At 65.4% G+C, this 19,630-nt stretch carries 17 protein-coding genes; 8 read left to right on the plus strand and 9 right to left on the minus strand.

Annotated features, from left to right (window positions below):
• Positions 1-34: 34 nt before the first annotated feature.
• Positions 35-343 (minus strand): FeoA family protein, encoded by a 309-nt coding sequence (locus tag BG83_RS0119545; RefSeq protein ID WP_024978288.1) that lies wholly within the window; start codon positions 341-343, stop codon positions 35-37.
• 688 nt (positions 344-1,031) lie between these two features.
• Between BG83_RS0119545 and BG83_RS0119550 the strand changes: the two genes are divergently transcribed.
• Positions 1,032-4,583, plus strand: a complete 3,552-nt coding sequence (locus tag BG83_RS0119550) for an EAL domain-containing protein (protein ID WP_024978289.1) — start codon at positions 1,032-1,034, stop codon at positions 4,581-4,583.
• Between the two features lie 21 nt (positions 4,584-4,604).
• Here the strand turns inward: BG83_RS0119550 and BG83_RS0119555 are convergent, their stop codons facing one another.
• The gene (locus tag BG83_RS0119555) at positions 4,605-6,194 is read right to left on the minus strand and encodes a PAS domain-containing methyl-accepting chemotaxis protein (RefSeq protein ID WP_024978290.1); all 1,590 of its coding nucleotides are present in this window, start codon (positions 6,192-6,194) and stop codon (positions 4,605-4,607) included.
• Positions 6,195-6,407: 213 nt separating this feature from the next.
• Here BG83_RS0119555 and BG83_RS0119560 point away from each other — a divergent pair, with 213 nt between their 5' ends.
• Entirely contained in the window at positions 6,408-6,659 is a 252-nt protein-coding gene (locus BG83_RS0119560) for a hypothetical protein (protein WP_024978291.1), read from the plus strand.
• A gap of 13 nt (positions 6,660-6,672) precedes the next feature.
• Here BG83_RS0119560 and BG83_RS0119565 read toward each other — a convergent pair whose 3' ends face one another.
• From BG83_RS0119565 to BG83_RS0119575, 3 genes are all read right to left on the minus strand, one after another.
• Entirely contained in the window at positions 6,673-7,494 is an 822-nt protein-coding gene (locus tag BG83_RS0119565) for a siderophore-interacting protein (RefSeq protein ID WP_024978292.1), read from the minus strand.
• Positions 7,495-7,594: 100 nt separating this feature from the next.
• The gene (locus BG83_RS0119570; protein WP_024978293.1) at positions 7,595-8,263 is read right to left on the minus strand and encodes a PadR family transcriptional regulator; all 669 of its coding nucleotides are present in this window, start codon (positions 8,261-8,263) and stop codon (positions 7,595-7,597) included.
• Between the two features lie 104 nt (positions 8,264-8,367).
• A complete protein-coding gene (locus tag BG83_RS0119575) occupies positions 8,368-8,886 on the minus strand; it encodes a MarR family winged helix-turn-helix transcriptional regulator (protein WP_024978294.1) in 519 nt (172 codons plus the stop codon).
• Between the two features lie 78 nt (positions 8,887-8,964).
• On the opposite strand from BG83_RS0119575, the gene BG83_RS0119580 reads away from it, so the two are divergent.
• Genes BG83_RS0119580 through BG83_RS0119590 form a run of 3 tightly spaced genes read left to right on the plus strand, consistent with a single transcriptional unit; the run spans position 8,965 to position 10,531 of the window.
• Entirely contained in the window at positions 8,965-9,462 is a 498-nt protein-coding gene (locus tag BG83_RS0119580) for a carboxymuconolactone decarboxylase family protein (protein WP_024978295.1), read from the plus strand.
• Positions 9,459-9,908 (plus strand): GNAT family N-acetyltransferase, encoded by a 450-nt coding sequence (locus tag BG83_RS0119585; RefSeq protein ID WP_024978296.1) that lies wholly within the window; start codon positions 9,459-9,461, stop codon positions 9,906-9,908. The genes BG83_RS0119580 and BG83_RS0119585 overlap by 4 nt, the downstream gene beginning before the upstream one ends.
• On the plus strand, positions 9,905-10,531 hold the full coding sequence (locus tag BG83_RS0119590) for an FMN-dependent NADH-azoreductase (RefSeq protein ID WP_024978297.1): 627 nt from the start codon (positions 9,905-9,907) through the stop codon (positions 10,529-10,531). The genes BG83_RS0119585 and BG83_RS0119590 overlap by 4 nt, the downstream gene beginning before the upstream one ends.
• Before the next feature lie 48 nt (positions 10,532-10,579).
• Here the strand turns inward: BG83_RS0119590 and BG83_RS0119595 are convergent, their stop codons facing one another.
• The gene (locus tag BG83_RS0119595) at positions 10,580-12,178 is read right to left on the minus strand and encodes a hypothetical protein (RefSeq protein WP_024978298.1); all 1,599 of its coding nucleotides are present in this window, start codon (positions 12,176-12,178) and stop codon (positions 10,580-10,582) included.
• 196 nt (positions 12,179-12,374) lie between these two features.
• Here BG83_RS0119595 and blaOXA point away from each other — a divergent pair, with 196 nt between their 5' ends.
• The gene (gene blaOXA / locus BG83_RS0119600) at positions 12,375-13,190 is read left to right on the plus strand and encodes an OXA-60 family carbapenem-hydrolyzing class D beta-lactamase (protein WP_024978299.1); all 816 of its coding nucleotides are present in this window, start codon (positions 12,375-12,377) and stop codon (positions 13,188-13,190) included.
• Between the two features lie 149 nt (positions 13,191-13,339).
• Positions 13,340-13,783, plus strand: a complete 444-nt coding sequence (locus BG83_RS0119605) for a hypothetical protein (RefSeq protein WP_024978300.1) — start codon at positions 13,340-13,342, stop codon at positions 13,781-13,783.
• A gap of 52 nt (positions 13,784-13,835) precedes the next feature.
• On the opposite strand, the gene BG83_RS0119610 is transcribed toward BG83_RS0119605, so the two are convergent.
• On the minus strand, positions 13,836-15,449 hold the full coding sequence (locus BG83_RS0119610) for a glucan biosynthesis protein (RefSeq protein WP_024978301.1): 1,614 nt from the start codon (positions 15,447-15,449) through the stop codon (positions 13,836-13,838).
• Positions 15,450-15,644: 195 nt separating this feature from the next.
• On the opposite strand from BG83_RS0119610, the gene BG83_RS0119615 reads away from it, so the two are divergent.
• Positions 15,645-16,787: a serine hydrolase domain-containing protein gene (locus BG83_RS0119615; protein ID WP_024978302.1), complete on the plus strand. Its 1,143-nt coding sequence runs from the start codon at positions 15,645-15,647 to the stop codon at positions 16,785-16,787.
• A 32-nt stretch (positions 16,788-16,819) separates the two neighbouring features.
• Here the strand turns inward: BG83_RS0119615 and BG83_RS0119620 are convergent, their stop codons facing one another.
• Both BG83_RS0119620 and BG83_RS0119625 read right to left on the minus strand, forming a co-directional pair.
• The gene (locus BG83_RS0119620; protein ID WP_024978303.1) at positions 16,820-17,290 is read right to left on the minus strand and encodes a DUF1854 domain-containing protein; all 471 of its coding nucleotides are present in this window, start codon (positions 17,288-17,290) and stop codon (positions 16,820-16,822) included.
• A 22-nt stretch (positions 17,291-17,312) separates the two neighbouring features.
• Positions 17,313-19,619 carry an ABC transporter ATP-binding protein gene (locus tag BG83_RS0119625; protein WP_024978304.1) on the minus strand — a complete coding sequence of 769 codons (2,307 nt, stop codon included), beginning with the start codon at positions 19,617-19,619 and terminating at the stop codon, positions 17,313-17,315.
• Between the last annotated feature and the right edge of the window lie 11 nt (positions 19,620-19,630).

Genomic DNA, 19,630 nt, shown 5'->3' on the forward strand with positions numbered 1-19,630 from the left:
GCGGAGCCGGAAAGCGGCAGCAATGGGAGGCGGGCTATGCCGCCTCGCGCACCTTTGCGGGTGGCGCGGTTTCGGGGGCGGCAATGGCGGCGGCGGGCTGCGTGGCGGATTCGGCGCGCACACGCACGCGGGCGGCCTCCTGACGACGTAGCGCAAAGCGGGTAAAGCCGACCTGCACGACGAGCGGATCGCCGCCGAACGGGCCGACGGCCACCACGCGGACCTCTTCGCCCGTCACGAACCCGAGTTCGCGCAGGCGTTGACTGATGGGATCGGCGGATTCACGGTCTTCAACGTGATCCACCACCGCCGTCGCCCGGCGGGAAAGCTCGGAAAGGCGCATCGTGCGTGATCGCTAACGTAACGTGGTAAATGCAATGAGGCTAAATGCGAATCGTTTTCATTATAACGCAACAACCCGCGTCACGGGCTGCGGCACCCGGTCGCCAGGATGGATATTTCGGAGGACGGGTTGTTACGGAGTCGGGCGTTGCGCAGAAGGCACACGCGCAACGGGTGCGCTGGCCAAAACCGCTGCCCATGCAGGGTTTTTCCTAAATTACCCTATCCTGGGTATTGGCCTGAACGGGGACCATTGCCTATCCTTCAACTGCGCTGAACTTCCCCGTTCAAAGCGTATTCTTGAAGCCACCGGATACCGCTATCCGGTGGCTTTTTCTATTGGCATCTGCCCAGTTGGGCGATCTGCGCCAAAGACTGCCGACGCGATGACAGCGGGCTCGCAACGCCTCCGATCCAGGGTAGCGGCAACGGTGCTCCGGGCGCCACATCGCACGCACGGTTATGACGCTTCGTGCCGCCTGCCACGCCGATTTGCGGCCGGGTCACCTACAGACTATCCACAAGTTGCGTGCGATAGGAATTGCAAGCAAAATGCTCGCGCACTGCGTCAGCCGTCAGCCGGCACGATGCCGCAACTGCATCGTGCGCCGGAGGGATGGTCCTTGAGCCGCGCATCGTGCAACCGCAGAGTGCATTCGCTCTCCATATAGGCTCTACCGGTCATTCAAGTGCCGAAGCACGCTTTCTTTCCCACCACGCTGCGCGGCCGCTTGCTTGCCCTGGCTGCGGTGGCCGCCTTGCCGGCCATCGTCGTGGCGATTGCCGGTGTGGCGCTTTACCGTGACCGGCTCAATGATCACCTCGCACAGCACCTGACCCACGAAACCGAGGCCGCCGCTGCGCGCGTCGGCATGGTGCTGTCCAACGCCAACATGCTCCTGTCGGTGCTGCTGGCCGACGATTCGGCGCTGCGCATGGAGCAGAAAGAGTGCAGCAGTTTCGTCAACCGCGTCTTCCATAACCAGAGCGAACTCGCGAACCTCGGCATCATCGATGCGCGTCGCAAGCTGGTATGCACACCCGACACGGCGAAGCTTGGCATCGATCTGTCTGACCGACCGTATATCAACGAGATCATGGCGACGGGCCGGCCGTCTCTGTCGACGTTCGTGACCGGACGCGCCTCCAGCCAAGCCGTCTTGATTTCGGCGCGGCCGATGGCAGGCAGCGACGGCGCCATCCGCGGCGTGGCGTACGCGGCGGTGCGGCAGAGTGCGCTGATTGCGGCGGCCGTTGATGGCATGCCGGAAGCGCCCGTCTATCTGGTGGATGCCGAGGGCAACGTGTTGTCGAACCACGGTGCCCTGGCGGCTGCCGAGGTGCCGGCCATCATGCGCGGGCCGCTGGTGGCTGCCGCGGCCCAACAGCCGGGCGAACCCCTGCTGGTGGACGACACCGACGGCGTGCGCCGTGCCTACGCCGCCATGGTGGTGCCGCATGCGGCCGGGGGGCATTTGCGCATCGTGCGCGGCGTGGACGCAACCGACATCGTTCGCCAGCAGCGCGACGTGACACTGGCCGGCGGCGGCGCCATCCTGCTGATGGTCGTGATGCTGCTGGCGCTGATCCAGATGGCGCTGCGGCGGATGGTCATGCCACGCATCGATGCGCTCGTGGATGCGGCACGCCACTACGCAACGGGTGATTTTTCTGCCCGCGTGCCCGAGCACGGCACCTCGCGCGATGAACTCTCGCTGCTTGAGCGCACCTTCAACGAAATGCGTGCCTCCATCCAGCGCCACGACGCCACCGTCCACCGCCTGACCGAACGCTTCCAGCGCGTGGCGCGTGCCACCAATGACTGGATCTTCGACTGGGATATCGCCACGGGCGAGTCCTGGGCCAACGCCAGCCTGCATCGGCTGCTTGGCAGCGACGCGCTGCTGAGCCGGGGCGACGACGACGGCACAGGTGGAGGTACCTCGCGCACGCTGACCTTCCACCAGTTCGTACACCCGGACGACGTCGATGCCTTCGGTCACGAGCTGCGCGCCGTGCTGAATTCAGACCGCGACAGCTGGCAGCACGTCTGCCGCGTGATCGATGCCAACCGCGCCACGCGCACGGTGGAAATTCGTGCGAGCCTGTATCGAGACCAGGCTGGCCGCGCCGTGCGCATGGTCGGCGGGGTGACCGACATCTCGCAGCGCTCGGCCATTGAGCAGGAACTGCGCAGCAGCGAAGCGAACCTGCGCGTGGCGGAGCAGATTGCGCTTCTGGGCAGTTGGCGCTGGGACGTGCTGCGCGACTCGACCACGTGGTCGTCGGGCATGTATGTGTTGACTGGCATGCCGCTGGGCATGCCCCCGGCCTTTGCGCAGCAGGCGCAGTTCTTTACCGCCGACAGCTATAACCGCCTGCGTGAAGCCGCCAGCCGCGCCGTGACTGAAGGCGAACCGTACTCGCTGGACCTGGAGATGATCCGCCGCGACGGCGAGCACCGCTGGGTGCTCTCGCGCGGCAACATCGAGCGCAATGATCGCGATGAGGTGGTCGCCCTGTTCGGCACCATGCAGGACATCACCGAGCGGCGCGATTCCGACGAGCAACTGCGGCTGCTGCGCCGCGTGGTCGAATCGGTGCCGTCCGGCATTACCGTGGCCGACGCGCAGCAGCCCGACCTTCCGATCGTGTACGTGAACCCGGGCTTCGAGCGCATGACGGGCTATCGCGCAGAAGAAGTGCTGGGCCGCAATGCACGCTTCCTGCACTCGTCCGAGCCGGGGCAGCCTGCGCTCAACGAAGTGCGTGCCGCCCTGCGTGACGAGAGCGAGATCCGCGTGCTGCTGCGTAATTTCCGCAAGGACGGCCACGCGTTCCTGAACAACTTCCTGCTCTCGCCGGTGCGCGATGCCAAAGGTGCGGTCACGCATTACGTCGGCATTCAGGACGACGTGACGGAGCAAGAGATGACGCGCACGCGCCTGGCGCAGCACGCCACCATCGATTCGCTCACGGGCCTGCCCAACCGCACGCTGCTGGCCGATCGCGTGCAGCAGTCGGTGGAGATGGCCGCGCGCCAGCGAAGCCGCTTCTATGTGGCGCTGGTCAACATTGACCGTTTCAAGGTCGTCAACGACAGCCTTGGCCACCTGCTGGGCGACGAGGTGCTGCGCCGTGTGGCCGAGCGCCTGCGCGATGCCGCCGATACGGTAGACACCGTGGCGCGTTTTGGCGGCGACGTGTTTGCACTGGTGATCTCGCACGCGGGTTCGCGCGGTGTCGATTTCGGCTTCGACCTGTTTGCCGAGCCGGTGCGCGTGGAAGGGCACGAGGTGTTCGTGACCGCAAGTATTGGCGTGGCCGAATACCCGGCGCACGGCGCAGACGCCGATAGCCTCATCCGCCATGCCGAGATGGCGATGTATTACGCCAAGCAGAACGGCCGTAACCGCCTGGAGTTCTTCGCGCCCGAGATGGATATCGGCGTGTCGTACCGGCTGAACCTGGAACACCAGATTCGGGCGGCACTCGAGCAGGGCCAGTTCCGCTTGCTGTATCAGCCGCAGATCGACACCAAGACGGGCCGCGTGTGCGGGCTGGAAGCGTTGATCCGCTGGATTCATCCGACGCGGGGGTTGCTGCCGCCGGCGGCGTTCATTCCGGTGGCCGAAGAGAGCGGGCTGATTGTCGAGATCGGCAACTGGGTCTTGACCGAGGCTGCGCAGCAGCGCGCCGAGTGGCACAAACGCGGCCTGGCCGATGACCTGACGCTGGCAGTGAACGTGTCGCCGTTGCAGTTCAAGCGCGGCACCGTGCTGCCGACACTGCTCAAGCTCCAGCGCCAATACGGCCTCGGCTCGGGCTTCCTTGAACTGGAAGTGACGGAGTCGATGCTGATGGAGGGCACCGAGCGCACCATCGAAGACCTCACGGCCATTCGCCAGCTTGGCGTGCGCATTGCCATCGACGACTTCGGCACGGGCTATTCGAGCTTGGCCTATTTGAAGCGCTTACCGATCGACCTCATCAAGATCGACCGCGCGTTCGTCAAGGACATCGACCGCGATTCCAACGATGCCGCCATCTGCACGACGGTCGTGGTGCTCGCGCACAACCTGGGCGTAAAGGTGTGCGCGGAAGGCGTGGAAGATGCCGCGCAGTCTGCCTTCCTGACGTCACACCAATGCGACGTGCTGCAGGGTTATTACTTCAGCGAGCCGCTGTTGCCCGAGGCGGTGACGGCACTCCTGGAACGCGACACGCGCTTCACGCTGTAAGGCCCCGCACCCGCGGCGGCGCTACGCGCGGAACACCGCGATGGCGTGCTTCAGATCTTCCGATTGGCGCGCCAGCACCGACGTGGCCGCCGCAGCTTCTTCCACCAGCGTGGCGTTCTGCTGCGTCACCCCATCGAGCTGCGAAACCGACGCGTTGATCTGCGCAATGCCGCTACTCTGCTCGCGCGAGCTGGCCGAGATTTCCGACATGAGCTGCGTGACGGTCTGCACGGATTGCACGATCTGCGTCATGGTCGCCCCGGCCTTGTGAACCAGATCCACGCCGTCGCGCACGGATTGATCGGATGCGCGGATGATCTCCTTGCTCTGCGCTGCAGCCTGGGCGCTGCGTTGCGCGAGGCTGCGCACCTCGCCCGCCACAACCGCAAAGCCGCGGCCTTCTTCGCCCGCGCGGGCAGCTTCCACCGCCGCGTTGAGCGCAAGGATGTTGGTCTGGAACGCGATGCTCTCGATGGTGGCAATGATCTCGGTTACACGCTGGCTGTCGGCCCGGATGGCGTCCATGGTGTGTACGACGCGCTGCACGACCTGGCCGCCGTCGGCCGCGATCGTGGAGGCCTCCTCGGCAAGGGCGCTGGCCGCACGGGCGTGGTCGGCATTCTGCGCGACCATCGACGTCAGCTCTTCCATGCTCGATGCGGTTTCTTCCAGCGCGGCGGCTTGCTGCTCGGTGCGGGCAGAGAGGTCATGGTTGCCGGCCGAAATCTGCAGCGTGCTGTGTGCGACGCTGGCGGCACCGTCCTGGATGTCGCGCACGATGGACGACAGACTCGCGCGCATGGTGGCCATGGCGCGCATGACTTCGCCCAACTCGTCGCTGGAGCGGGCTTCAACCACGGTGGTCAGATCGCCGGCTGCCAGGCGCGTGGCCAGCATGGCGGCTTCTTCCAGCGGGCGGATGAGCGTGCGCGCAAGCAACACACCTGACATCGTCGCCAGTCCGGCGCAACCCACGCCGGTGAGCCATAGCCAGTCGCGGCTGAAAACGAGCCACGCTGCGCCATGCAGATCGGCGGCTTCCAGCGCGATATGCGCCCACAGCGTACCGATCAGGATGGCCGACGCAATCAGCGTTTGCAGGCCGATCACCTTGAAGCGCAGGCTGTCGCGCTGGAACAGATTCACTGCGCGCCGCCAGCCGGTGCGCAGAATGCGGCCTGCGCGCACGGTGTACGACGTGTCGCCTTCGTTGATGGCGGTATAGGCGCGTTGCGCGCGCGCGATTTGCGCAGGCGTGGCCATCGAACGCACGGACGTATAGCCGACCACCGCATTGTTCTGAAACACCGGCGTCACGTTGGCCAGCACCCAGTAGAAGCCGCCGTCCTTGCGCCGGTTCTTGACGAAGCCGCGCCACGGCTTGCCGGCTTGCAGCGTGGCCCACAGGTCGGCGAAGGCGGCTTCGGGCATGTCTGGGTGGCGCACGAGGTTATGCGGCGCACCCACCAGCTCCTCCAGCAAATAGCCGCTGATGCGCACGAACGCCGGGTTGGCGAAGACGATGCGGCCTTTGAGATCGGTGCGGGAGATGAGGTAGTCCGTCGGGTTGAGGGCGGTTTCGGCTTGGGTGACCGGCAGATTCTTGCGCATGGTTGTGCCGCGCTTCGTGGGCGCAGATGGACGGAAGGAAGGGCGCGAGAGACGCGCTGTCCTCCTTTGCATCGGCACACCGGCGACGGGCTAAAGGTGATGTGGGCGCCGGCAGTTGATCTCGATCAAATCACAAGGCCCTGCATAGATGGGCATGGCCGTTGCTACGTCGCTGGCAATGCGCCGTTCAGGCGCTGCAGACGGAGGAACGAGGTGCACAAGATCTGTGGAGACGTCGAGATCGTCCCGCGTGTGGTTCCCGCCGGCGGGCGGGGTTGGGAGGCGCGTGTCGAGGTGGTGTTCCGCGGCGCGGAAGGGCAATCGTTGTCTGGCTCGCAACCGGTGCGGCCCGGATGCACGTTTGGCTCGCCGCGCGAAGCGATGGACGCGGCGCTGCTTTACGGGCAGCGCCTGCTGCGCGATTGGGTGCGGGGTGCCACGCCCGGTGCAGAAGTTGCCACCTGAGGCGACGCGAAGATCAACGCGCCTCGGCCGCCTTGCGTTCTTCGCGCGAGAGCCCGGCCGTCCAGTAGCCCTTGGCGTCGATGGCGTCGCGGGGCACCGCCCAGGCGCCTTCGAGCAGCGTGCGGACCTGCTTGAGCAAGGACGCCTCGCCGGCCAGGAACACCTGTGGCGTGCCGGTCGGCATGGATTGGGCACTGAGTGCGCCGACCATCATGGCACCGGCGTGCGCCGTATCGCTCTCCACCCAATGGATGCTGCGGCTGCGCGGGTGCCCGGCCAAGGCGCCTTCCAGGGGCAGTCTGGCGCGGGCGTCGCCAATGGCGATATAGGTCAGCACCTGCGCGTGCGCGGGTAAGGTTTCCAGAATCGCGAAGATGGCGGGCAACGCAGTTTCATCGCCGATGAGCAGCGTCCACGGTGCAGCAGGGTCGGCACGGAAGCCGCGCTTGGGGCCGGCAAATTCCACTTCATCGCCGGGGGCGGCGTGTTCGAGCCAGCGTGCGGCAGGGCCGTGCTGCGCGGCGGGCGTTTCGTCGTGCACGACAAAATCGATTTCGAGTTCATCGCGCGCCGCGTGATAGCGGCGGATGGTGTAAGCGCGCCCCAGCGTGCGCCCGGTGCCTGCGGCATCGTGCGGAAACATCAGCTTGATGGCTGCGCCCGGTGCAGCACCCGCCAGATCGGCGAGATCCGCAGCGGCTACGCCGGTAAACACGACGCGGCGCATGCGCGGGGACAGCGTATGGATGGCGCGCACACGCATGCGGCGTGTGGCGGGTTTGACAGAACTGAGCAGCTGCGACATGAGACCTTGTGTGCGATTGAAGGCAAACATAGATGGCTGCGAAGTGGCCCGAGGCTGTGACCCGGGGACCGAGGCGGTGGCCCGGACGACGAAACGTCCCCCGGGCGGCTGAACGGCTGCTGCTTGCTGCTTACCGCTCGCCGGTAATTTCCTTCAAAGCGCGTAGCAGGATGTCTGCCACGCGCTGCTGTTCTTCGCGCGAGGCGAAGCGTTTTTCCATGAGAGCGAACTTCAGGCGCCAGCGCGCCGTGCGTAACGGGTCGTGCCCTGTGTCCGTCCATTCGGCGGCGTTGTCGGTTTCGCGGTCGAACGCCATGGCTTCGTTCATGCGCTTCATACGCTCGCCCATGGCGCGCAGTTGCGCGAGGATGGCATCGGCGCTGTGCTGGCGTTCGGCCAGCCATGTTTCGCCGTCGGGCGTGATGCCGTAGCGCTTCTTGTTGCCTTCGACCGTGACGGAAGCAAAACCGTGGTCTTCCAGATACGACAGCGCCGGGTACACCATGCCCGGGCTTGGCGTGTAGAAGCCGAGCGAATGCTCTTCCACTGCCTTGATCAATTCATAGCCGTGGCGGGGCGTGCCCTTGAGCATCGCCAGCAGCACGAGCTGCAGGTCGGCCGAGCTGAGCCGGCGGCCGCGCCACGGGCTGCCGCCTTCGTCATCGCCTTCGCCGTAGCCCCCGGGGCCGCCAAAGCCGCCCATGCCTCGCCCGAAACCGTGTCCGCCATGGCCATGGCGACCCATCATGAAGTGTTTTTGAATCCACATTTTGTGGTGATGTCCAAACCATCCGCGCATTGCCATTCTCCTGAAGAGCATCATCAGATATATCTTAAGATACATCGCATGATAGTGGCGGCGATCCAGAAGTCAAGGACAGTCGAGAAAAAACGACGTGAGGATTACGGAGCTGGTTTGTCGCTACTGAGTTTGGCGACGTGTACAAGCCAACGCCGCACGACCTCTTCTTCCTTGGGCGAGAACCCTTCCAGCAAGTCCTGCTCGATGCCGCCCGAGCGTTCTCGGCACGCGGCAAGCAGGGCCGATCCTTCCGGTGTGACGTCGATGTGCTGGATACGGCCGTGCACGGCGTGGGGCCGGCGCGTGATAGCGCCGCTGCGCTCCAGGTTGGTAACGATCACGCTCACCGTCTGGGGCGTCAGCATGGTCAGCCGGGCGAGGTCGGCGTTCGAGATGCCGGGGTAGGCGCGGAGCATCGTGAGCACTAGGAATTGCGGGAGGGTGACGCCTACATCGGCCATGGCGCGCTCCATGCGTAGCCGGTGGGCGGCGCTGGCCTGGCGCAACAGGTAGCCGAGATAGCCTTCTTCACCGCGCTTGCCCTGTCCGGGCTCGGGGATGGCGGGCGAGTTGCGTGGCGTGTCGTTTTCCTTGCCGGCGGCAGGGGTGCGCTTGCTCATGATGTCAGAGTTCGAATATGATGTTCGAGCACTGATATTACCACTCCTCCCACCCGGACCCCTCAACAGGAGCCAGACATGGAAGATCTCTCCCCTCGCATGGATTACTCGGAATTTGTCGATACCGTCGTCGGTGTGGCGCCGGCGTTGCAGGCGCTCGGCAAGGCAGTCGATGCCTCAGGGCTGGAAAAGCCGCTGACCGAACTCGTCAAGCTGCGCGCTTCGCAAATCAACGGCTGCGCGTTCTGTGTGCAATTCCATCTGAACCTGGCGCGCAAGCTGCGCGTGGTGCCGGCCAAGCTCGATCTGGTGGCGGTCTGGCGCGACACGCCGGCGGTGTTTACGCCGCGCGAGCGTGCCGCGCTGGCGTGGACGGAAGCGCTGACCACGCTGGCCCGCGCCTCCGACCACGGCGTGGAAGATGGCGAATACGACGCCGTGCTTGAGCATTTCTCCAGGACGGAAGTCGCGTTCCTCACGGCCGCCGTCGCTAACATCCAGGCGTGGAACCGTATTGCCGTTGCGATGCGCTTTGCGCCGCAGGTGCCCGCCGCCGTGGCCGCAGAGGAAGCATGACCATGGACACGATCCGCCCCATCGAAGACGAAGCCGCGTTGCGTGCGTGCTTTCCCGTCATGCACCAACTGCGGCCGCATCTTGCCGACGCCGACGAGCTGGCCGCGCGCTGGCGCCGGCAGGTGGAAGACGGCTATCGCCTCATCGCCGTCTGGCGCGATGGCGTGCCAGTTGCGCTGGCAGGTTATCGGCAGCAGGAGAATCTCGTCTACGGTTCGTTCCTGTATGTCGACGATCTGGTGACCGATACCAACCTGCGCAGCAGCGGCCTCGGCAACGTGCTGATGGACCACCTCAAGGTTGAAGCCGAGCGCCTGGGCTGTGCACGGCTCGTGCTCGACACGCCGCTGTCCAACGTGCTCGGCCATCGCTTCTACTATCGCAACGGGCTGCTCGCAGGTGCCTTGCGCTTTGGCATGAACACGCAACGTGGAGCGTCCCGATGACGACACTGCTGCACGTGACCGTGAGCCCGCGCGACGATCGCTCGCACAGCCGGCGTGGCGCGAAATTGGTGATTGCACAATTGGCCGAAGCCGTCGGTGGCCTGCGCATCATCGAGCGCGACCTGGCGGCGACACCGCTGCCGCATCCCGACGCCGGCTTTGTCGAGGCCAGCCTCATGCCCGATGCCGACCGCACTGCAGCGCACCGCGCAGCGCTTGCGTTGTCGGAAACGCTGATCGGCGAACTGGAAGCGGCGGATGCCGTGCTGATCTCCACGCCGGTGCACAACTACACAGTGCCTTCGGCGTTGAAGGCGTGGATCGACTTGGTGGTGCGGCCCGAACGCACGTTCCGGCGCACGCCGACGGGCAAAGTGGGCATGCTGACCGATCGTTCGGTGCTGGTGGTGTCTGCCTCCGGCGGCAACTTTGATGGCGCCCACGCGCAGACCGATTTTCTGATGCCGTATCTGCGTTATGTGTTTGCCACGGTGGGCATCCATCAGGTGGAAGGCATCCGCTTGCAGAACACTGCGCGCGGTGCCGATTCCGCCGTGCGGGCGTTGGAAGGCTTCCGACAGGAACTGGCTGCGCGGATGTTGCTCATGCCGCTGGTGGCTTGAGGGTTGTCGCGCGAAAGAAGCAGTGTCAGTGCTGCTTAAAGTCTGGCGCTAAGGCGCCGCTTCTGCCGTGTGCGTAAGCTGCTTCAGCGCCTGGACGAAGTACGCGCGATCGTGCGGCGCCAGGTCCTGCATGGTTTGCGAGAGGCGGTCCATCGTCGTGCGAGCGGTGATGTGATCGCCGTCGGCGTGGGCAAACCATGCCAGCTCCAGCAGTAACCCGCTCACTTGCACGTGGCCGTAGCGATGCCGGCCGCTGTCGTGTTCGCGCAGGCGCAGTGCGGCCACGTCGGTCCAACGCTGCGGCCAGTAGCGCGCGTCAAAGGCTTCGGCAAATGGGCCGGCCTGCGTGCGGATGTCGGTCAACGTGAGCGCCGCGCGGCGCGTGTCGGCGCGTGCTATCCGCATCAGCGCGATGGCGTTCCACGCCGATTGCAGCGGCCCACCGTTACGCAGCGCCTGCCATTCGCTCATGGCCAGCCAACGGACGGCGTCGACCGTGCCGTCGGCATGCGTTGAGTCGCCGAGCACATCGCGCAGCAGCCAGCAAGTCATGCCGAGATTGGCGGCAACCTGCTGCACAGCGTCCGACGCCTGGCTCTCCAATGCGGCAGCCAGCGCGGTTTCGAATTGCGCGACGATGCGCTGTGCGGCCTGGGCGCGTACGTCCAAAGCAGTGCCGTCTGAGTCGGCATAGAGCAGGCGGGCACGCTCGATGAGGGCGTTGAGGTTGTTCCACTCGAAGCGGATCTGCGGGTGGTAGCGCAGCAGGCTGCGGCCGGACTCGGCATCGGCCAGGCGTGCAAGCAGGCCGGCGGCGAGGTCGAGGTCGCGGCGGTCATACGCACACCATGCGGTGACGATGCGCTCCATGGCGGCGAGGTAATCGTTGCCGAGCACGTGGCGTTGCCGGCGGTGCGCGCGCAGTTGCGAGAGCAGGGCGCTGGCGCGTGTGGAATCGCCCAGGCGGCGAGCGGCCATCGCCTCGCCCAGAGTGACGAGGGCGCGCTGGAAGTCGTTGTCGGCGGCGTCACTGGCGTGGCGCAGCGCGAGCAGGGCACCGCCGCGCTCGGTATCGGACGCGCTTGTGCTGGCGCCCAGTGCATGCAACAGGCGGCCTTCGCGCATGGCGTGGCGCGCGGTCAGAAAGGCGTGCCAGAACGCGGGGTTGGGCGTGCCAGGCGCCGGGCCGGACAGCGCGCTGGCGTTGGTATCGGTGCTGTTGTCCGTGCTGCCATCTGGGGCGGCAATCCCGAGGAAGGCGCGCACATCGGCGTCATCGGCAATCCGTCCTTCAACCACGCAGACCACGCGTGCCGCGTCTTCGGGTGTGAGCCAGAAGGGCCCTTGGCTGCGCTTATCTGCGTTGAGGAAGCGCGGCTCGCGGTCGCGCTGTTCACCCCAGCCAGCTTGCACGCCCCAGTTCTGCCAGTCGCGAAACGCGCGGCTGATCATCATGCGCTGCGTGCTGGCGTCCGACACGGCGCCGCGCAGGTCGGCCAGGCGCACCAGCGGTTGCTCCGGCGACAGACGATGCGCGTATGCCAGCCGCACCAGCAACCACAGGCTCTGGAACGGCGCGCGCCGGCCATCCACGGTTTGCGGGGTGGTCAGCTCGACATGGAGGGCGGGCAGGGCAGGCGGCGTCATGCAGGCAATCAGGCGAGGCGAAACGAAACGTGGCGCCATTGTGCGCCAAGCCCCTTGTTACAGGCGTTACGCGCGTGACGTGCGGCGTGTCCTGCACGCTGGCGGCGGCACGGCGCGCTCCCTACGATGCGCAGCGCCGGCTCATCTGCGCGTTGATGGTTGCCGGCAGCAATCCACTCAATTCAAGGAGCTTTCCATGTTCTCTCGCTGGTCGAAGATCTTCGCGCTTGCCCTCACGGCCTGCACCGTTGCCATGAGCACCGCCACTGCCCATGCCGAGCTGGTCGTGCGCAATGACCTCAAGCGCGTGTTCGACGCCGCCGGCGTCTCCGGCACCTTTGTGCTGATGGACATCAGCGCTGATCGCACGTACGTCGTTGACCCGGCGCGGGCCGCGCGGCGCATCCACCCGGCATCCACGTTCAAGATTCCGAACAGCCTGATCGCCTTCGACACCGGAGCCGTGCGCGACGATCAAGAGGTGCTGCCTTACGGCGGCAAGCCGCAGCCTTACAAGCAGTGGGAGCACGACATGGCGTTGCCCGAGGCGATCCGCCTGTCGGCCGTGCCGATCTACCAGGAGGTGGCGCGCCGCGTGGGCTTTGAACGCATGCAAGCCTACGTCGATGCGTTCGACTACGGCAACCGGCAACTCGGCAGTGTGATCGATCAATTCTGGCTACGCGGCCCGCTGGAGATTTCCGCATTCGAAGAAGCGCGCTTCACCAGCCGCATGGCGCTCAAGCAGTTGCCGGTGAAGCCGCGCACCTGGGACTTGGTCCACCGCATGCTGTTGATCGAGCAGCAGGGCGACGCCGCGCTGTATGCCAAGACGGGCGTTGCGACGGAGTATCAGCCGGAGATCGGCTGGTGGGTCGGCTGGGTGGAACGTGCCGGGCGCGTCTATGCCTTCGCACTGAACATCGACATGCCGCGTGAGGGCGACATGGCCAAGCGTATTCCGTTGGGCAAGCAGTTGATGCAGGCGCTGGAGGTGTGGCCGGCGCCGTAAGAGTTGCGTCTGCAGGCTCCGCCGTCTGATTCGCAATCAGGGATGCCAGCAATCCACAATGAGATCGATCCCGAGGACGATGCAAATCGTTAAAAACTATTGCGCCGGCCCGTACGGAAACGGACGGATGCAACACATCGGGGGCCCTCATGTTCAAGGTCTACAAGGCAATGGCCGTCGCCGTGGCAGCGGCCGTCGGAGCAGGTGGTGCGCTGGCGGGCGGCAGCCAGAGCGGCGTGATCCATTTCAGCGGCACCATCGTCGAGGCTGGGTTCCACGTGCAGGCTGCGCCCCAGCGCACCGGTGCGGAGAACCTCTTGAAGGCGAGCCCGTCGTCGTCCGGCGACCAGGTGGTGTTGGACTTTCGCTCGTCTGCGGTGCGCGTGGTGCCGCTTGATGTGTCGGTGGAGGCACGCGCGGCGTCATCGCTCCGGCCTCTGCGGGTGGGTGATGTGCGCAGCAACGCCGAGGTTCTGCTCAAGTACGCAGGCTTCAAGGCCAACTTGCTGACCGCAAACAACGGCACGCTGACCTTGTCGCGCGCGCCGGGAGTGGAATCAGCGCTTGCGGTGGTGACACTCGCCTACCAGTAATGAAAAAAGGCGGGAATCTCCCGCCTTTGTTTGCTGGCCGCCGCGATGGCGTTTACGACGCCACCGGCCCCACCGGCGATTGGAACGGGTGGTATTGGTAAAGCCAAGTCTCAGACAGCGGCTTGCCATCCACACGCAAAAACAATCGCATGTCCACCGGTTCCTTCCCATCGACCGTCAGATCGAATTGCGCACGCCAGTGGCCCGGCACGCCGTTCGGCACGGCTTCGGTAAACACGTACGAGAACGTGCCGCGTGAGGTGCTGAGCACAGCCTCCGGCTTGGTGCCGAAGGGCAGCTTCTCCAGCGGGCCGCCCTTGAACTCGACCATGAACTTGCGCACGCCGTGCGGGCGCGGCTGGCCCGGCTGGCCGCCGTTGCCCATGCGCGTGGCCACGCAGCGCGCCAGTTGCGTCGGATACGGCTCATCGGCCAGCCAGTGCAGGCGATAGCGCAGCCGATACTGGCTGCCCGCGCGTGCCGGTGCCTTCGGCACCCACATGGCGACGATGTTGTCGTGGATCTCGTCGTCGGTCGGGATCTCGATGAGCTGCACGGCGCCTTCGCCCCAGCCCTCCAGCGGCTCGACCCACAAACTCGGGCGACGCTCGTAGTGCACGCCGTCCTGGTAGTTGTTGAAATCGCGATCGCGCTGCAGCAGGCCGAAGCCGCGCGGGTTGTTGTCGCCAAAGGCAGACGCCATCGTGCGCGGCGGATCGTTCAGCGGGCGCCAGATACGCTCGCCTGTGCCGGTCCAGAGCGCCAGGCCGTCGGAGTCGTGCACTTCGGGGCGCCAGTCGGTGGCGGTGCCCTTGGCGGTTTCCGAGAACCAGTACATCGACGTGGCAGGCGCGATGCCGAAACGGTCCACGTCCTTGCGCAGGAAGATGGCCGTATCGATGTCCATCACTACGCCCTTCGTGCGGTGCATGACGAAGCGGTATGCACCCGTGATGCTCGGCCCGTCGAGCAGCGTGTAGATCGTCACGGAATCTGCGCGGTTGTCTGCCGGCGTGTCGAACCACACGTGCGTGAAATTGGGGAATTCTTCCGGCTTGCCGGCCTGCGCAACGTCGAGCGCGATCCCGCGTGCGGAGAGCCCGTACTGATACAGCTCACCGATGGCGCGGAAGTACGATGCGCCCAGGAAGGCAACCCAATCGTTCTTTTTCCAGTCGAGTTTTTTCTGATCGCCCAGACGGCTTTCCTGAAAGCGGAAGCCGGAAAAGCCGCTGCCGCGCGGCAGCTTGCGCGCCGGGCTGTCGGCGGGCATGTCGAAGTACGACTCGTCGTAGACGATCTCGCGTGCGGCGGCTTTTTCCACCACATGCATGCGTACCGGCGCGCGGAAGAACGTGCCCAGGTGGAAGAACGTCACCGGAAATTGGCCCGGACCGTCAGCAAAGAGCGCGTGGGCGGTGTCGAACTTGATCTTGCCGTGCGCTTCGTAGTCGATCTTGGCCAGGATGTCGGCCGGCGCCGTGGCGGGCGGCGTGTACGGCTTGGCGGCCATTGTGCGGGCGCGTTCGATCAGCGCATCGAAAGAAAACGGCGCGGCATCGCCCAGCTTGACGCGATTTGCGGCCAGCGCCTCGGGCGTGATGCCGAGTGCCGCCAGCGTGGCGGTAACGGATGCGGAGGCAAGAAGGGTTCGACGTGTGACCATAGGTGCCTGTGATGTGACTGATGAATAAGAAGGGTCCGACATGGTAACGCGGGCCCAGGTTCCGGCGCGGGCTGGAAGCTCCCCCGGATGGCCGATCCGCTGCCGTTCGGACGCCCAAATCGACAGTTCATCGCAGCGGGTTTGCACCTGCAAGTGCCGGTTACGATACTTGGTGACACATCAACGGGGGCTGGGATGACGCTACGACTGCGCAGCATCGGCATCGCTTTGGCATTGGTTTGCGCGGCATGCGGCGCCCGGGCGGCACCCTGCGAGTCGCCCGCCCAGTTGAATGATGGCTGGCAGACCGAAGCCGACCCTGCCGCAGCCGGTTTCGAAGCCGGCCGCCTTTGCGCCGTCCTGCGCAATTTTGCCGAAGCCGATATCAACTTCCACAGCCTGCTCGTGGTGCGTCATGGCCATCTGGTGGCGGAGGTCTATCACGCCGGCAAGGATGAGCGTGTGAAGGATCTGTTCCGCACCACGCGCACGTTCGACGCCAGCACACTTCACGACATCCGCTCGGTCAGCAAATCGGTGACAAGCCTGCTGTGGGGCATTGCGCAAGGGCAGGGGAAGATGCCGCCGCTCGAAACACCGGCGTTGTCGCTGTTTCCGGGGCTGGCCGACCTGAATCGCGACGGCCGTGAGGCGATTACGCTCTCGCAGATGCTGTCGATGTCCAGCGGCCTTGCCTGGAACGAATGGCGTGCGACGAGCCTGTTCAACAACGACGAGTTCGGACTGTTCTGGCACACCTCTCAGGCGCACTACGTGTTCGACCGCCCGATGGCGGCGCCGGCTGGCACGCAGTTCAACTACAACGGCGGCAACACGGCGGTACTGGCGCTGCTGTTGGCAGAGCGCGTCGGCATGTCGTTGCCGGAGTACGCGCGCACGCAACTGTTCGAACCGCTGGGCATCACCGATTGGGAATGGGTAGACGACTACCGTGGCCGCCCCCTGGCGTTTGCCGGCGTGCGCCTGCGCCCCCGAGACCTGGCGCGCATCGGTCAGCTCGTGCTGCAGCACGGCCAATGGAATGGGCGGCAAGTCGTGCCAGCCGCGTGGATTGCCGAATCAACGCGCCCGCACATCGACACCGGCATGGGCCTGCAGTACGGCTATCAGTGGTGGCTCGGCAAGGTGGTGGCCGGCGGCACCGAACACGCGTGGATCGGCGGCATCGGCAACGGTGGCCAGCGCCTGTGGATCGTGCCCGGGCTCGACATGGTGATCGTCACCACGGCGGGCGACTACAACCAGCGTGCAACCTGGAAACAGGCCGAAAACCTGCTCGACCAGGTCATGGCGGCCGTGCAGCCGTCGCTCTGGTAACGACGGCTGCGCGGTTGCGTGGCTGCGCGGGCTTAAAGGAACCGGTCGAGGATCTTGCGGCTGTGCTTGTCCAGCGCAAGCAGGTCGCGGATCAGGTAGTGGATGCCGTGGCTGTCGGAAATGAGCAGCGTGGTGCCGGTCAGGCGCCGGATGTCTTCTTCGCCGCGCAGCACGAGGTCGGTCTGGCCGCGGTCGGTCTGCACCGTCCACGTGCTGGGCGTGGCGTAGGTCGATACGCCGACGATCTTGCGGATTTCGGGCATGAATTCACGCGCACCGAGTTCAGCTTCGATCAGTGCGCGCATTGGCGCGGGTAGGGCATCGGGCTGCGTGATCCACGCCAGCTCGCGGCCGTCGGTGCTCATCAGGCTCAAGCCCTCGCCGGCGGCGGAGATCGGAAACGCGCGCACGGGCACCACGCCTTCATGCATGGTGCCGTCGGCCAGGGTCATCACAAGCTTGCCGAAGCCATTGCGGCTTAGGGTGAAATCGGGCGTTTGCATCGCAGTCATTTCAAATAGGGGATCACTGCGCGTAAGCCGGCGCGGCGGCGTCCACGCGCTCGCCGTCGCTGGTCAGATCGGTGTCGGCATCGACATTGCGGGCCTGCGCCTGATAAAGCTTGTAGTACGCCCCTTCGCGCGCGAGCAGCTCATCGTGGTTGCCCACTTCGACGATCTGGCCGCGATCCATGACGACCAGGCGATCCGCCTTGCGCAGCGTCGACAAACGGTGCGCGATGGCAATGGTTGTGCGGCCCTGCACGAGGTTGTCGAGGGCCTTCTGGATTTCCTTCTCGGTGGTCGTATCCACGGAAGACGTGGCCTCGTCCATGATCAGGATGCGCGGGTTGATGAGCAGCGCCCGCGCAATCGAAATACGCTGGCGTTCGCCGCCCGACAGCGCCTGGCCGCGTTCACCCACCAGCGAGTCGTAGCCGTGCGGCAGGCGCAGGATGAACTCGTGGGCGTGGGCGGCACGCGCGGCGGCAATGATCTCTTCGCGCGTGGCGCCGGGTTTGCCGTAGGCAATGTTGTCGGCGATCGTGCCGAAGAACAGGAACGGCTCCTGCAGCACCAGGCCGATGTTGCGACGGAATTCCGAGACGGGCAGCGATCGGATATCAGTGCCATCCAAGCGGATCGCGCCTTCCGACACATCGTAGAAGCGGCAGATCAGGTTCACGAGCGTGCTCTTGCCCGAGCCGCTATGCCCCACCAGCCCGATCATCTCGCCCGGCTGGATCGACAGGTTCAAGCCGCGGATCACCGCTCGGTTGCCGTAGCGGAAGCCCAGGTCGCGCAACTCGATTGCCCCGTCCACCTTCTCGATGTGCACAGGCTTGACCGGTTCCGGCACGCTCGACACGTGGTCGAGAATGTCGAAGATGCGCTTGGCGCCCGCCGCCGCCTTCTGCGTGACGGACACGATGCGGCTCATGGAATCCAGGCGCGTGTAGAAGCGGCTGATATACGTCAGGAACGCCACCAGCACACCGACGGTAATGGCGTCATGGCTGACCTGCCAGATCCCGAAAATCCATACCACCAGCAGGCCGACTTCGGTCAGCAGCGTCACGGTCGGGGTAAACAGCGACCACACAGCGTTGACGCGATCGTTGATCGCCAGGTTGTGCTTGTTGGCCTCGGCAAAGCGTGTCACCTCGCGCTTTTCCTGGGCAAAGGCCTTGACCACGCGGATGCCGGGGATCGTATCGGCCAGCACGTTGGTGATCTCCGACCAGATTCGGTCGATCTTCTCGAAGCCATGGCGCAGGCGGTCGCGCACCAGGTGGATCATCCACGCGATGAACGGCAGCGGCACCAGCGTGACCAGCGCAAGCCAGGGGTCGATCGAGACCAGGATGACGGCCGTCATCGCAATCATCAGCACGTCGGTCGCGAAATCGAGCAGGTGCAACGACAGGAACACGCTGATCCGGTCGCTTTCCGAGCCGATGCGCGCCATCAGGTCGCCGGTGCGCTTACCGCCGAAGTATTCGAGCGACAGCTTGAGCAGGTGCTCGTAGGTGGTCGTGCGCAGGTCGGCACTGATGCGCTCGGACACGCGCGCCAGCAGATAAGTGCGCGCCCAGCCCAGCACCCAGGCCACCAGCGCGGCGCCAAACAGGCCGGAAAGGTAGAGCGTGACCAGGTGGTAATCGACCGGTTGCCCGTTCTGATAGGGGATCAGCACCTTGTCCATCAAGGGCATCGTCAGGTACGGCGGCACCAGGGTGGCGGCTGTGCCGATCAGCAGCAGGGCGAAACCGGCCAGCAATTCCCACCGATACGGCTGGGCGAAGCGCCACAGGCGCAGCAGCGCCCAGGTCGAAGGCGGCTGCTCCTGTTCGCGGCTGCATTGCGGGCAGTTGTCTTCACCGGGCGGGAGGGGCGCCTTGCAGGTCGGGCAGATGTCCGCGGCGGGCTGTGCGGCTTGGGCGCCAGTGGCCAGGGCGTTGCGCTGCGCATCGAAGGCGTCGGCCAGCCGCAGGGCGTCGGTGTTGTGGCCCAGCGTGTAGCGCCAGCTTGCCAGCCTGCGCTGGCCGTCCGCCAGCTCCAGCGTGCCAACGCCGGCGTGGTCGCTGTGGGCAAGCGTCATGCCAGGGCCGATGTCCCAGCTTTGCAAATCCTTTTCGCCAGGGGCTTGGCCGATCAGGCGCCGGTTCGTAACAACCAGCCACCCTTGGGTAAAATGCAACCTTGCGTCCAAATCCAGCTGCAGCCCGGCCAGGACGGTTTCTTCTGGAGCGAGGCTCGGGGCCAGCACGACACTCCAGGGTTCCTGAGCGCGGGCGAGGGTGGGGGCGGACGTTGGGGAGGACTGGGTCATCAGTGGCGCAA

The organism is Ralstonia pickettii (genome assembly GCF_000607165.1).
In the GTDB taxonomy this organism is placed as follows: Bacteria; Pseudomonadota; Gammaproteobacteria; order Burkholderiales; family Burkholderiaceae; genus Ralstonia; species Ralstonia holmesii.